This is a genomic window from Neptuniibacter sp. (assembly GCF_024231755.1).
Classification (GTDB): Bacteria; Pseudomonadota; Gammaproteobacteria; order Pseudomonadales; family Balneatricaceae; genus Neptuniibacter.
Window position 1 is genome coordinate 18,702 of record NZ_JAAEQH010000305.1, and the last position, 14,969, is coordinate 33,670.

General features: G+C 45.7%; 13 protein-coding genes. 4 read left to right on the forward strand and 9 right to left on the reverse strand.

Annotation, left to right across the window (positions count from 1 at the left end):
* Window positions 1–2: 2 nt before the first annotated feature.
* Window positions 3–791 carry a response regulator gene (locus GY843_RS17940; protein ID WP_297311664.1) on the reverse strand — a complete coding sequence of 263 codons (789 nt, stop codon included), beginning with the start codon at window positions 789–791 and terminating at the stop codon, window positions 3–5.
* A gap of 500 nt (window positions 792–1,291) precedes the next feature.
* Between GY843_RS17940 and GY843_RS17945 the strand changes: the two genes are divergently transcribed.
* Entirely contained in the window at window positions 1,292–1,549 is a 258-nt protein-coding gene (locus GY843_RS17945) for a hypothetical protein (protein WP_297311666.1), read from the forward strand.
* Window positions 1,550–1,778: 229 nt separating this feature from the next.
* Here GY843_RS17945 and clpB read toward each other — a convergent pair whose 3' ends face one another.
* From clpB to GY843_RS17970, 5 genes are all read right to left on the reverse strand, one after another.
* Window positions 1,779–4,358, reverse strand: coding sequence for an ATP-dependent chaperone ClpB (clpB, locus tag GY843_RS17950; protein ID WP_297311669.1), 2,580 nt, complete (start codon window positions 4,356–4,358; stop codon window positions 1,779–1,781).
* 196 nt (window positions 4,359–4,554) lie between these two features.
* Window positions 4,555–4,905 carry a hypothetical protein gene (locus tag GY843_RS17955; RefSeq protein ID WP_297311671.1) on the reverse strand — a complete coding sequence of 117 codons (351 nt, stop codon included), beginning with the start codon at window positions 4,903–4,905 and terminating at the stop codon, window positions 4,555–4,557.
* The gene (locus GY843_RS17960) at window positions 4,889–5,845 is read right to left on the reverse strand and encodes an ATP/GTP-binding protein (protein WP_297311673.1); all 957 of its coding nucleotides are present in this window, start codon (window positions 5,843–5,845) and stop codon (window positions 4,889–4,891) included. The genes GY843_RS17955 and GY843_RS17960 overlap by 17 nt, the downstream gene beginning before the upstream one ends.
* Before the next feature lie 197 nt (window positions 5,846–6,042).
* The gene (locus GY843_RS17965) at window positions 6,043–6,393 is read right to left on the reverse strand and encodes a hypothetical protein (protein ID WP_297311675.1); all 351 of its coding nucleotides are present in this window, start codon (window positions 6,391–6,393) and stop codon (window positions 6,043–6,045) included.
* A complete protein-coding gene (locus GY843_RS17970; RefSeq protein WP_297311677.1) occupies window positions 6,393–7,343 on the reverse strand; it encodes an ATP/GTP-binding protein in 951 nt (316 codons plus the stop codon). Before GY843_RS17970 ends, GY843_RS17965 begins: the two co-directional genes overlap by 1 nt.
* A 399-nt stretch (window positions 7,344–7,742) precedes the next feature.
* Here GY843_RS17970 and GY843_RS17975 point away from each other — a divergent pair, with 399 nt between their 5' ends.
* Together GY843_RS17975 and GY843_RS17980 are read left to right on the forward strand one after the other, a co-directional pair.
* Window positions 7,743–8,849, forward strand: coding sequence for an FIST C-terminal domain-containing protein (locus GY843_RS17975; RefSeq protein ID WP_297311679.1), 1,107 nt, complete (start codon window positions 7,743–7,745; stop codon window positions 8,847–8,849).
* Between the two features lie 38 nt (window positions 8,850–8,887).
* Window positions 8,888–11,404, forward strand: coding sequence for an EAL domain-containing protein (locus tag GY843_RS17980; RefSeq protein WP_297311680.1), 2,517 nt, complete (start codon window positions 8,888–8,890; stop codon window positions 11,402–11,404).
* Window positions 11,405–11,434: 30 nt separating this feature from the next.
* On the opposite strand, the gene GY843_RS17985 is transcribed toward GY843_RS17980, so the two are convergent.
* Genes GY843_RS17985 through rluD form a run of 3 tightly spaced genes read right to left on the reverse strand, consistent with a single transcriptional unit; the run spans window position 11,435 to window position 13,783 of the window.
* Window positions 11,435–12,058 (reverse strand): M15 family metallopeptidase, encoded by a 624-nt coding sequence (locus GY843_RS17985; protein ID WP_297311681.1) that lies wholly within the window; start codon window positions 12,056–12,058, stop codon window positions 11,435–11,437.
* Between the two features lie 21 nt (window positions 12,059–12,079).
* Window positions 12,080–12,811 (reverse strand): peptidoglycan editing factor PgeF, encoded by a 732-nt coding sequence (gene pgeF / locus GY843_RS17990; RefSeq protein ID WP_297311682.1) that lies wholly within the window; start codon window positions 12,809–12,811, stop codon window positions 12,080–12,082.
* Window positions 12,812–12,814: 3 nt separating this feature from the next.
* On the reverse strand, window positions 12,815–13,783 hold the full coding sequence (gene rluD, locus GY843_RS17995; protein ID WP_297311684.1) for a 23S rRNA pseudouridine(1911/1915/1917) synthase RluD: 969 nt from the start codon (window positions 13,781–13,783) through the stop codon (window positions 12,815–12,817).
* 201 nt (window positions 13,784–13,984) lie between these two features.
* Here rluD and GY843_RS18000 point away from each other — a divergent pair, with 201 nt between their 5' ends.
* Window positions 13,985–14,923, forward strand: coding sequence for an outer membrane protein assembly factor BamD (locus GY843_RS18000; protein ID WP_297311685.1), 939 nt, complete (start codon window positions 13,985–13,987; stop codon window positions 14,921–14,923).
* The last annotated feature ends 46 nt before the right edge of the window (window positions 14,924–14,969 follow it).

The following is a 14,969-nucleotide window of genomic DNA, read 5'->3' on the forward strand; positions in this document are numbered from 1 at the left end:
ATCTATTTAGCTTTCTTACCTAAACTTGCGATATAACCGGTTAATACTTCAAGTTTATCCGGATCATTATCCACAAACTGAACATCTACATTGATAAATGTAGTTTCTGTACTTCTCTCATTGGCAGCCAAGGCCCCGACAAAGCCATTCATCTGGGCAACGCTCTTACCGGAAGCAGATTCAATGTCCAAAACACACTGCTCCAACAATTGAGGCACACCGTCCTCGCGTTTTACCGCCACCTGTGCATGCTGCAGAGTTATCTCTTTAATTGCACACTTCAGTACACCTGCCCCAACACGCAGCTGAGCCAAACCTTTCGGCTTTTTAGCCGTTTTCTTTTGCGATGCTGCGGTTTTTCCTGCAGCCAGCATTTGAGCGGCTTTACGCCGAGACTCAGAACTCGTCTCAATACGTTTGCCGATAAACTTTTTAACCTTATCAACTAGCTGGGAATCCTCAAACGGCTTACCCATATAGTCGTTAACACCTGCCTGAATAGCCTGTAGAACGTAATCGCGTTCACCACGGCTTGTCACCATAACGAAAGGGACATCAACATATTGGCTTTGCTGGCGTGCCCACTGCAGCACATCTAGTCCAGACATGCCCGGCATTTCCCAATCACAAAGGATCAGGTCATAGTTAGTTTTACTCATCAGAGTTCGACCAGCTTCACCATCCTCAGCCGAGTCTACTTGATACTCAGGAAAATGCTCTTTGACTATTCTCGATACATGATCACGGATGAAACGCGCGTCATCCACGATTAGGACTTTCATTTCACTCATTACCGCCCTCTAGTACACCTTTCTTAGCTGAATCGAAGTTCAGGTATAAATATAGACTCTATACGATTGGGACATCCAGCAAATTGATTTCAGTCTAACTCCATCGCCTTTAAAATCAAAGGACAAGAAACACTTGCCCTGTTCGATCCAATACTCTGGGTATCGCTCTTTTCTCCCTTGAGAGCACACGACGCAACCACTTACTCCTAACGGTTACTTTTCTTTTTGGCTTATCACCTAAGCCTTGGCTACTAAAAAACACCAACAAATCAAATTTCATATTCAAAATAATTATAATAATTAATGATTTATCATATTGACATTTTTGATTATTCAAAAACAAAAATAACTCAAAAAAACACCTCAAATAATAATTTCAAAAATCAAAAATAATCTTTAATTATCAACAGGTTAATAGAGCATTAATATTTGATATTAATCGTAAATAGAAATAGAATTATCAATAAATCAAAACAACAATTCTAAAAGAAGAAATAACCATGCAAGAGAAAGAAGTGACCCTTTTATATAGAGCGGGCGTATTCAAATCATGCAAAGCTATCCCAATATCCATGTCTAGAGGCTGGACGTTGAAGTTCTACACTCAGGATGAGGAAGTGATTACTCTGGATCTGCAACGCTCAAAGAGCGAAAGGGAGTTTAAGAGCCTTGACGGTGCAGCAGCGGTTGCGAAACGGATTGGTTTTACATGGCTTGATGTGCAACTAGGTGAACTAGCATGGCAAGAGAAAGTTTAAGCAGAGATCAGAGGAAAATCCTGCTAACCAGAAAGCGCTGATTCATTGTTAAGCCACGCTAACATGAGTGGTTACAAAATCGAGCATAAGAGCTATGGTGCTTACAGACCAGATCAGCCCCAACAAGCCTACTAACCTGCTCAGTCAGCCGGAAGGGTACACGCAAAAATATATTTATGGTGAAAAGACCCGCCCTACTCAGCACCATGAGGGCAGGCCCTTTCTATAATCAGCGAAAGACAAACTCTCCCTGTTCAACATCTACAGCAATATCAGTACCTGGTGCATATTTTCCAGCCAGAATTTCCTGAGCAAGAGGGTTCTCAATCCATTGCTGGATAGCCCGCTTCAGCGGACGAGCACCATAGATAGGCTCAAAACCAACATCTACAAGTTTATCCATTGCGGTACTGGTTAAAGTCAGGCTCAGATCACGCTCAGCTAAACGCTTCTGCAAACGCTGCAACTGAATGCCTGCAATCCCCGCTACCTGGTTTTTCTTCAGGCTATGGAAGACCACCACCTCATCAATACGATTGATCACTTCTGGGCGGAAATGCAGGCCTACCGCTTCCATTACGGCATTACGCATCAATTGGTAGTCATCATCGTCACTGAAGTTCTGAATCAAGTCAGAACCAAGATTAGAGGTCATCACCACAATCGTGTTTCGGAAGTCTACTGTGCGTCCTTGACCATCGGTTAAACGACCATCCTCTAAGACCTGTAACAAAATATTGAATACATCTGGATGTGCCTTTTCCACCTCATCCAGCAATAGGACTGAATAAGGCTTACGACGCACGGCCTCTGTCAGATAGCCGCCCTCCTCATAACCAACATATCCGGGAGGAGCACCAATCAGCCTTGCGACCGAGTGCTTCTCCATAAATTCGGACATATCGATACGCACCATTGCCTCTTCCGTATCAAACAGGAAGCTTGCCAGCGCTTTGCACAGCTCAGTTTTACCCACACCCGTTGGCCCCAGAAACAGGAAAGAGCCATTTGGACGATTGGGATCAGCAAGCCCAGCACGGGACCGACGCACCGCATTGGAAACCGCAGTGACAGACTCTTCCTGACCAACTACCCGCGCATGAAGAGCTTCCTCCATACGCAATAGCTTTTCACGCTCACCTTCCAACATTTTGCTGACTGGGATACCGGTCCATCGAGAAACGACTTCTGCCACTTCCTCCTCAGAAACTTTATTACGCAGTAATTTAGTTTCCTGCTGACCCGACTCTTCTACTTCAGCTGCAGCTGCTAGCTGTTTTTCTAGCTCGGGAATCTTGCCGTATTGCAGCTCGGACATTTTCTGAAGATCACCAGAACGCGTGTACTTCTCAAGCTCTATACGCGCCTGATCAAGCTCCTCTTTGATCTTCTGAGAACCTTGCAACGCAACTTTTTCCGCCTTCCATACCTCATCCAGATCAGCAAACTCTTTCTCTACACTCTTGATCGTTTTTTCCAACTCCTTCAAGCGCTGTTTTGCCGCAGCATCTTTTTCCTTTTTCAGCGCTTCCCGTTCCATTTTCAACTGGATTAGGCGACGCTCAAGTCGGTCCATATCCTCTGGTTTGGAATCCATCTCCATACGGATACGTGATGCAGCCTCGTCAATCAGGTCAATTGCTTTATCTGGTAACTGACGGTCGGTGATATAACGCTGTGATAGTTTAGCTGCAGCAATGATTGCTGAGTCGGTGATGTCTACACCATGATGAACCTCATATCGTTCCTTCAAACCTCGCAGGATAGCGATAGTTGATTCCTCATCAGGTTCATCAACAATCACTTTCTGGAAACGGCGTTCCAGCGCAGCATCTTTCTCGACATACTGACGATACTCATCCAGTGTCGTGGCGCCAACACAATGCAGCTCACCTCGAGCCAGCGCGGGTTTAAGCATATTACCCGCATCCATTGAGCCTTCACCTTTACCGGCGCCTACCATGGTGTGTAATTCATCAATAAATAGAATGATCTGGCCTTCCTGTTTGGAAAGTTCATTCAAGACCGCTTTCAGGCGCTCCTCAAATTCACCACGGAATTTCGCCCCAGCAATTAATGCCCCCATATCCAACGACAGAACCTTTTTACGCTTGAGCCCTTCAGGTACCTCACCGTTAATTATGCGCTGTGCTAAACCTTCCACTATCGCTGTTTTACCTACACCTGGCTCACCGATAAGTACTGGGTTATTCTTAGTGCGACGCTGCAGCACCTGAATGGTACGACGGATCTCATCGTCGCGACCGATAACCGGATCCAGTTTGCCGGACTCAGCTCGCTCAGTCAGATCAATACAATATTTTTCCAGGGCCTGACGATTTCCCTCTGCATTTGGATCTTGCACAGATTCCCCTCCACGCACTTGATTGATCACCGTTTGTAAACCTTGCGCGTTGATACCCGCTTCACGCAGTATTTTTCCTGCCTCAGACTTATCATCAACCATAGCCAACAGCACTAATTCGCTGGCAATGTATTGATCACCGTTCTGCTGAGCTATTTTGTCTGTTTTGTTAAAAATTCGGGCTACATCCTGTGAAAAGCGCAACTCTCCATCTGGGTTCTGCACTCTTGCCAGACCTTGTAGCCCACGCTCAATCTGGCTCTTCAATTGTTGCAGGTTCGCACCCGCTTGGACCAGTAACTGAGCTGTAGTGCCCTGCTGCTGATCCAGCAAAGCACTAAGAATATGAATCGGTTCGATGTAGTTGTGATCAAGCCCTACTGCCAAAGACTGAGCATCGGCCAGAGCTTCCTGAAGTTTGGATGTAAATTTATCTGGGCGCATAACACCTCCGCCAATTGCGTTCACTTACCTGCTGTAATGTCTGAAAACTCTGGCTTGTTACGCCAAGCTTCAAACTGGTCAGCAGCGCTCGCTGATATCGCGATATAACTGAGGTATGGGGGCAATGTCAGATTGCTTCAAGTAGAAGCTGTACAAAAATCAGACAGACATGATCTAAGACAGAGTTATATTAGGTTTATTCTAAGGCAAAATTGGTCCGTGCCACTGCAAGCAAGTTATCTTTCTTCTCTTCGACAAACTGACCAAGATGCTGCTGGTTAGCGCCATAACTGCACATACAGATGAGAATAATATCATCAGACAGTAGATAGCCACTGAAATGCTTATCACCGATCTCCATATGTGCCTCATTGTAATTTTTTCCGGTCTTACCAACGCTACGAAAAATATAACTTAAGGACTGTTTGGCAACGGCTAGGTGTTTTTTAAGCTCAGGCGGAAAAGATGAGGAAACAGGCTCACCCGCTTTGAGAATACAGCCCTGTTCAATTAGACCCTTTTCCTGCATCTCATCCCAGATTTTCATTTTCCTTACTCCATTGCAACAGATCATTAGCCTGCTGTCGTAATACCGGCAGTGAAATATCACGCTCAGATGAGAGACATAATGCCTGATCCTGATCAGTAAACACCGACAATGTATTTTCCTCAGGGCCCGCAATAACAATATTACTTACATGCCCCATAAAATCAGCCTTGTCGCTAATCACTTTACTGAGTCGGCCCAGGTTTTTCAGGATAGTTCTTTCCTGAGGATCATCAATGTTGGAACAGAGGGCTTCCTGATCTTTATCAAGATGGAGAACCCCTTTTATGCCACGTTTATTCATGGCCGCATCAAGCATAGTCTCTTCGAAGACCGGTTTATAGAAATCCAAAGAGAAACCATTAGTGCTCAGAATTCTGTCGCAGATCTGATCCCACTGAATGTCCCGTTCAACAGCCATAATCAGCTCTTCGACAATCCCCAACACAGCACGAGGATCCCGAACATCAACAAACATAACCGTAGTAAATAATCCCAACTCTTTGATGAAATTAAGATAATCGTGGTAATTAGGTTCTGGCTGCACATCAGAGTGAGTCACCGCAATTATAAGACGGCGTTTTTCAATGTACTCTCGGAATTCGTTGGCATAAAAACGGATATCCCGGAATGGGTCTTTACGGGTATTATCCACCAGCATCACCATGCCGATAGCATCATGCGCGAATTCAGAGGAGAGCAGATCCCACATAAAACTGAATCGTTCCTGGCCCGGCGTACCGTAGAGGTGTACTCGTGCATGATCACCAAGATCCAATACACCATAGTCCATCGCAATGGTCGTATTTTTTTTACGGCGCACAGTAACATCACTTGCTCTGGCATCAGTATCCAGTGTTTCGATATCGCTTAAAGATCTGATTGCAGTGGACTTACCCGAACAAACTGAGCCCGTAAAGAGGATCTTATAATCCTGCATTCATACATCCCTTGCCTGAAAAGTAGGAGTTCAACTGTGCGATCTAGGACCTTAACAGAAGTCCAAAAAGACACTTCATACCTATATACGACTAGCTGAAGATCAGAAGATTGCAACTAATAGAAGAGATAAGATACTAAGGCCCTCTATGGATTAAGCATAATCAAAGGGCCTAAAAGAGGGTATCAGCAAATAGATTATGCTGACTTTCGTTGTAACTGTTCTTGCACCATAAAAGCATGTGCCTGACGCGCCTGATTACGGACCTGTTGAATATTCGAGTCCTTCGCAGACATACACACCAATATTAAGTTACTTCGTAATAGAAAGGCGCTCAAGCGTTTCTCACCAACTTCTAGATGCGCCTCATCATGCTTGGATTTAACCTTAGACACATTCAGGAACACATAGCTGAAAGCCTGCTTTGCAATGGTCTGATGATTACGATTCTTCTCCGGAAATGACGTAGCAATCACGTCTTTGCCCTTCAAAATACAACTGCAATCAATTACCCCAGGCTTATCAACCGCGTTCAACAACTCAATCATTACTTACTCCACTGCAACAGATCGGCTGCCTGCTGCTTAACAACATTGATACTCAGATTGGATTCTGAACAAAGCCCTAGCGCCTGCTCCTCATCAACAAAAACGGATAAGGTTTCTTGATGCGGACCACACAGCACCAGATCATCAATATGACCAAGGAAAGACGCTTTATTTTCTAACGCGCTAACCAGATTTGCCATAGACCTCAACAATTCACGGCTCTGCTTGCTCTCCACCTTTGAACTGATCACATTACGCTCAGAATCAAGATGAATAGCACCCACAATTCCTCGGGTATTCAAGGCTGCATCAATAAGAGAAACTTGTGAACCTTTGTCATCCTCATCTGCCTTTTCCGCATTCGGCATTGAACTGTTAACTTGCAGGCGTTTAGCTAAATCAGACCAATCAATATCCTTATCCCTCTGTCCCACCAGCTCTTTGACCACTTCAAGCACAGAGGATGGGTCACGAGCATCAATAAACATTACCGTAGTGAAAAGCCCCATCTCTTTGAGCTTGTTCATATAGTAATGATAGTCCGGTTCTGCCTGCTCATCAGAGTGAGTTACTGCAATAATTAAGCGACGACGAACTATAAAGTCTCGAAACTCTTCCACATAAAAGCGGATATCCTTAAATGGATCTGCCCGGGTGTTATCTACTAACAGCACCAGACCTTCGGCATCATGCACCAGATCACTCATCATCAGTTGCCACATGAACTTAAAACGTTCCTGACCTGGAGTACCATACAGATGCAAACGGGAGGATTCGCTTAGTTCCAAAACGCCGTAATCCATGGCAATGGTCGTTTTCTGTTTGCGACGAATAGCCGAGTCACTGACACTGGCATCAGTATCAACAGTCTCGATATCACTCAACGAACGAATTGCAGTTGTCTTGCCTGAGCAAACTGATCCGGTGAAAAGAACTTTGTAATCGGTCATCGTAAATCCCTTGCTGTGTCCACTCTCAATGAAAACGAACATACAGCGCTTATTTTGACTGTCCCAATGGACAGCTGTTCTCCCTGAAGCCCATTAAGGGGTTCAGGTGGGACATACGTTTGGGGTATTTTATTTTTAGCCTAATTTACAGATCTTGCAAGTCCTGAGCTAAAAGAAATAACGAGGCATGAGATAAATCAAAAGCGCAGGGATTTTTACCTGGCCGTTAAGTTAATAGTCTTCAAACAATTAACAATTTAGTAAGACATACTAATTGGTGGTATTTGCATTGATAGTAAAGTCAGTATATTAATGAACAAACACTCACTGTTCTGAGGTGTATAGAAACACCATCAAGAACAGACGCTAAATAAAAATAAGAAAAGCAATAGGTGGTAGATGTACATCCCACTCAATGACCTTAGTGAACTCATCAATACTCTCGAAGCAGACAACCTCAGAGACGATGAGTACTGGCTGATCATGCTGGCGGACAAACATGCCCCGCAGCTGGAATCATTTGTAAATAATCTCAACGATAAAGAAATTAATTTCTGTGGTGCAATTTTTCCAGGACTGATCGTTGATAAACGGACCTTTTATGAGGGTGCCGTAGTACGCAAAATCAGTTGCCTGGTCGAACCGACTTGCATTCCTATGCCGGCAGATAACAGCTTTATTGAAGAACGGTTACCAAAACACTCTGAAATACCAGAAAGTGGAGCCACATGCTTAACCTATGTTGATTGCCTTTCCACCGGCATAGACGATCTGCTAGCTCAGCTTTACAACCGCTTCAATGGCCGCTGTAGCTATTTTGGTGCAGGAGCTGGCTACCATGATCTGTCACATCACACATGTATATTCGGAGCATGGGGAGTCACTCAGAAAGCAGCATTAGTTGCCATTATTGATCAATCAAGCAATAGCGTCGCCAGACACGGCTGGGTCCGCCATTCAGGACCCGTGGTTGCTAGCCGAACCACTGGGAATGTTCTTCACGAACTGGACTGGGAGGATGCTGAAGTCGCATACCGCAATGCTCTTCCGGAGAAACTACAAAACACGCCGCCAGAACGCTTTTACAAAGATGTTACCCCTCGCTATCCCTTTGCCGTAGAGCATCCCGGCTCAGAAGATGTGGTGCGAGATCCAATATCCCTATTCAGCAATGGCGACGTGATGTTCCTGTCCGATATACCCCAAGGCGCACTGTTGTACTTAGTGGAGGGATCCCCTGACAGGCTGATTGAAGCTGCACGGGAAGCGGTCGAAGAAACCATCACGACATCAACAGAAAGCGTTCTTGTATGCGACTGTTTGTCCAGAACAACCGCGCTGGATAGCAAATTCCCCACAGAGCTGAGAACAGTATACGAACAGGTCAACATGGTGAAACCAGACACTACCGTTGAAGGAGTCATAGCGCTAGGAGAGATCGCTAGTAATGGTGACAGACCAGTCAACTTTTATAACAAAACATTTGGTATCTGTTGTTTCCAATGAGTTCTCCCTCGGATGATTTAAGGAGTGATCTACAGAGGATGTATGAACTTTCTCTGGCAATAGGCAACAGCCTTGACCCTGAGAAAGTATGTAGTGAGTTTATCAGCGTCATGATGCGCCAGATTCAACTCAACTACATTGGCATCTGGATTCTGCCGGAAAAACATCCTGTTGATGAATGTATCTACAAATTATTCCACGCATTCCCCGCCAGCAGAGCGACAGAAACTGAACTTCCTCTAGGTCATCCCGCACTAGATCTGGGTGATGTGGACTTTTTTAACAGCTTCGCATTAGAAGACGCCTCTTATTCACAAGCCATAGTAGAAGAGCATTGCCAGGAAGGGAGTTGCGCAATTTTTCGCCTAGGATCTCTTGGCTATGTACGCCTAATCCGAGATAAAGGCTATTTCGCTGTAAAAGAGCTGCGCCAACTTCGACCTGTAATCAACAAGCTGTTTATAGCATTGGGTGGAGCTCTGGCTTATCACCAACTTCAGAAAGAGCAGGCATTTCAGAACTCTCTGATCCATACAATTCCCGATCTTATCTGGTTAAAAAGCCCGGAAGGAGAGTACCTCTCTTGCAACCGCAGATTTGAAGAGTTCTTCGGCGCAAAAGAGCACCAGATTATTGGCAAAACCGACTACGATTTTGTTGATAAAGAGCTAGCAGACTACTTTAGGGAGAACGATAACAAAGCCCTCTTTGCCGATAGCCCCAGAACAAATATGGAATGGGTAACCTTTGCCAACGACGGGAAACGCGCGCTGCTTGAAACCATAAAAACTCCGATGAAAACATCATCGGGCGAATTAGTGGGAGTGCTTGGTATAGGTCACGATATAACGGCACTGCATGACGCCCAACAGCAACTGAAACTAGCTGCCAGTGTTTTCGAACATGCCAGCGAAGGGATCATGATCACAGACGAGAAAGGCAGGATTATTGATGTAAACAAAGCCTTCTCGCAACTAACAGGTTACTCTGCTGAGGAAGTGATCGGGGAACGTCCCAGCATGCTGAAATCAGGTCATCATAGTGAAGAGTTTTTTGCTGCCATGTGGCAAAGCCTGAAAAAAGATGGACACTGGCGCGGCGAAGTTTGGAACCGTAATAAATCAGGCGAGATCTATGCAGAACTGCTGAATATTGCGACTGTATATGACGATGATGGAAATGCCAGTCACTATGTCAGTATTTTTTCAGATATTACGCAATTAAAAGAGCACCAGCATGAGCTGGAAAAGATGGCTCATTTCGACGCGCTTACTCAACTACCTAACCGGGTACTACTCTCAGACAGACTGCAAACAGCCCTTAAAAGTTGCAAACAAAACCAACAGATCATGGCTGTTGCTTACCTTGATCTCGATGAATTCAAACCGATCAACGATAACCATGGGCATGATGTCGGTGACCTTCTATTAATAGAAGTCGCTAAGCGCCTTAGTGACGCTCTTGGCCCGGAGAATGAAATTGCCCGACTTGGCGGTGATGAGTTTGTACTACTGTTCACAGAACTTATATCCGTAAAACAATGCACTGAAATTCTGGAACACCTGATAGATGAGTTATCAGCTCCCTTCCAGATTAAGCAGCTAACCCTGACGATATCAGCGAGTATCGGCGTCACTCTATTTCCAGAAGATGATGCCGATGCCGATACCCTAATACGCCATGCCGACCAGGCTATGTACACGGCTAAACAAACCGGGCGTAACCGTTATCACTTTTTCGATCCCGCAGTTGACCGCCAAACTCAAGACCAACATAAAGCACAGGATGAGATCCGTTCTGCTTTAGACAACCGCGAGTTTGTCTTGTTTTATCAACCCAAAGTTAATATGCGTACCGGATGTGTATATGGTGTGGAAGCGTTAATACGCTGGCAACACCCCACATTAAATTTACTCCCTCCGGATAGCTTTCTGCCTCAAATAACTGACCCTGGTTTATCCACAGCATTAGGGGCCTGGGTAATGGAGGAAGCCGTCAGCCAGCTAAGGATATGGCGTTCTGCAGGGCTTGATCTATCTATGAGCATCAATATCTCAGCTCAACACTTACAAAGCCCTAAATTCCCAGAGCAACTGGCTTCCCTGCTACAAGAATATTCAGAAGTGCCGCATGACACAATTGAACTGGAAGTACTTGAAACTGCTGCATTTGAAGATATAGGGGTAGCTTCGACCATTATTGATCAGTGCCATGACCTGGGAGTACGCTTTGCATTAGATGATTTCGGTACCGGTTATTCATCGCTGACCTACCTACGCAAGATCCCTGCAGACACCGTTAAAATTGACCGCAGTTTCGTAATGGATATGCTTGAAGACGAAGAGGATAAAACTATTGTTGAAGGGATCATTGGATTAGGCAAAGCCTTCAATCGGGAAGTTATCGCCGAAGGGGTAGAAAGTGCTGCGCATGGTCGATGCTTACTGCAACTGGGTTGTGATAATGCACAAGGCTACGGCATAGCGAAACCTATGCCCGCAGATATGATCCCAGACTGGGTTGCCACCTTCCGCATTAATGAACACTGGAAATAGCAACTGCTAAATGCCAACTGGAGAATTCGCCTAGTTGATAGGAAAATCAAAATACCTGTTCGGGTAAGGTTCATCCTGCAAGGTAAAATGCCACCATTCCTGATGAAACGGTACAAAGCCATGCTGAACCATCACCTGCTGTAACAGCATTCTATTTGCTCTCGCCTGACCCGATACAGTTAAGCAGTCAAACCAGGATTCAGGGCCAAAGAAATCAAACTCTGTTCCCATCTCCAGTTCCTGACCTGTTTGACGATCAACCAAGGTCAGATCAACTGTACTTCCTCTGCTATGGCTTGAATGTCTAACCAGATACCCTTCACTGAACAGCTGATTACGCTCCAGGTCAGGAAAAAATCGTGACTGAGTGAGACATGGACCTTCACTGCCGCACCAGTTGATAAAATGATTCACGGCACGTTGCGGTCGGTACGCATCAAATACTTTCAAGCCCAAACCAAAAGTCGCCAGTTGCTGCTGCACCCTCTCCAACGCTTGCGCAGCTGGCTGCGTAATCAGACAGATCTCCCTCTCATAACCAGCTATTTTTTCACCTACAAAGTTATCACCCGTGAAGTATTTTAGATCCATAGAGATAGACGGATCTGAAGCGAGTAGATCAACAAAGAGTTCAGTTTTAATTGTTTCTGACAAAACAGGAAAATCCTAGTGGAGCTATTCGATCCAGATCAGACTTGCCATCCGTCCAGTCTGACCATCACGGCGGTAAGAAAAAAAGTTACTTTCATCAGTATAGGTGCACAGATCGCAACTGTTGATCTTCTCTGCACCGAAAGCCTGTAAACGAAGCTTAGCCAGCATATATATATCAGCCAGATACTTTCCTTCCCTGCCCTGAACAGGAGTAAAAGCCTGAATGGCCTCCGCCTGCTTATTTACAAAAGCTTGTAATACCTCGCCACCAACTTCAAATGCAGATGGACCAATAGCAGGGCCCAACCAGATATGAGTTTCATCCGGCTGTTCAAAAAGAGCTAAGGTCTTTTCTAGAACTCCATCACACAGACCACGCCAGCCTGCATGGGCCACCGCAACCTTTGAGCCGCTTTTATCCGCAAAAAAAACCGGAAGACAATCTGCCGTCATAACAATACAGGCAACACCTTTCTCATCACTCCAACAAGCATCGGCTTCACGACAAACACCATCACTTATCGCTTGAACAACGTCCGTACCATGGACCTGCTGCAGCCATTGAGGTTTTTCAATTAGTCCCAAATCTTCCAGCAAGCGCAGCCTGTTATCTGCCACCTTCTCGGGACTGTCGTCAACGTGGTCCCCCAGGTTCAGACTGGCAAACAGGTCTTCACTACAACCACCCAAACGCGTTGTAGTCAGAGCCTTAACGTTTTTAGGCGCTTGCCATTCCGCTGGAATATAACGCACGGCTTAAGCGTCCATATCATTCGCTTCTGCATCAGCAGACAAGACATCCAACAGCTGCTGAAAATCATCAGGCAGGTCCACTTCCCAAGACATCAGGTCACCTGTTTCGGGATGCCACAATTCTAACTTTTTGGCATGTAACGCCTGACGTTTGAAAGCCCTCAACGTATCGATCATATCGTCACTACAGCCTTTCGGAAGACGGAAACGCCCACCGTACAACTGATCACCCACCAGCGGATAATTGATATGCGCCATATGCACACGAATCTGGTGAGTACGCCCGGTTTCAAGTTTCAGGCGAATATGGGTATGCGCTCGTAACTTCTGTAAAACCCGGTAGTGTGTGATTGCTTCTTTACCGACACCAACCACCGCCATCTTCTGACGGTTTTTAGAGTGCCGTCCCATTGGCTCATCTACTATACCGCCGCCAGTCATCACACCATGCACTACCGCTTCATATTCACGTCCCATAGAACGTTCCTGAAGCTGATCCACCAGATCAGTCTGTGCAGTTATGGTTTTAGCTACCACCATCAAACCAGTGGTATCCATATCCAGACGATGCACAATACCCGCCCGCGGCACCTGAGCAATATCAGGGCAGTGGAACAACAGCGCATTCAAAAGCGTGCCATCACGGTGTCCAACCGCAGGGTGAACGACCAGTCCAGCGGGTTTATTAATCACCAGGATATGCTCATCCTCATACACAATGTCCAGCGGGATATCTTGCGGCTTGTGCTCCTCAATAACTTCCAACTGAGCGGCTACTGCAACCCTCTCCCCTCCAAGCAGTTTGTCTCTTGGGCGTTTTACCTCACCATCCACGGTCAGAGAACCATCTTTGATCCATGCCTGTAGACGAGAACGGGAATAATCGGGAAATAGCTGCGCAACAGCCTGATCCAGGCGTTTACCGATAAGGTCTTCGGAAACAGTTGCTTCAAGTTGTATTTGATCGGACATCAGAACCAGTCAGATTTAGCTCGAGCCCTGTTAACAAGGGATCCTGAGAATAAATCCTGAACACCTCAGGCTTATTCGCTGCTTCCGTTGTTAACAGGCTCGGTGAGTTGTGTTTAAATAGGCCGTTTAAATTTGTACGGACTCATATTGCGCCCAGTATAACTGTTCGGGCCTGAGACTACACCGGGATTAATATTAAAGATGCGTATTTCCAAACTCGCTGCTATCACACTATTCTGCTTTGTGACCACTGCCTGCTCATGGTTTGAAGATGTTCAGGAAGTTCCAGACGTACCTGAACAGCAGCTCTACAAAGATGCTATGACAGCAATGAACGACTCGAACTTTGAGGTCGCCATTGAAAAGCTGCAAACGCTAGAAGCGCGTTTCCCGTTCGGCCGTTTCTCTGAACAGGCTCAGCTGGAACTGATATACGCTTACTTCAATAATTATGAACCGGAAGCGGCACGTGCTGCGGCAGACCGTTTTATCCGCTTACACCCAAATCACGACAATATTGATTATGCGTACTATCTGAAAGGGCTTACCGCCTTTGAACAAGATATTTCATGGATCACTCAGTACCTTCCAATTGATGAAACAATGCGTGATCCAGGGGCAGCACTGGATTCATTTGAAAGCTTTAATACGCTAGTTACCCGCTACCCAAACAGCCAATACGCACCTGACTCACAGAAACGTATGGTGTACCTGAAAAATCGTCTTGCTGCTTACGAGGTCCATGTAGGCCGCTACTACATTAAGCGTGAGGCTTTTGTTGCAGCAGCTAACCGTGGACGTTACGTTATCGAGAACATGCAGGAAACACCTGCGGTACCCGATGCACTGGCACTCATGATCGAAGCCTATACTTTGCTTGGTCAACAGGACCTAGCTGCAGATGCCCAATCAGTATTGAACCAGAACTTCCCTGATTATGTTTACCAGCCACTATACCGTGGTGAGAAAACGCTATTCGACGCTGCCACATTCGATCTGTTTAGCGATACACAGGAAAATGCTCCTGTTGTAACACCTGTACGAATGAGCGAAAAAGCTCCAGAGCCAGAACGCTCAATCTTCAGCACACTGACCTTTGGTGTTTTTGATGATGAAGAGGAGCCAGAAAAGGCCGAATAAGCATCAAATATCTTCGAAAAAGGCACCATAACGGTGCCTTTTTTAA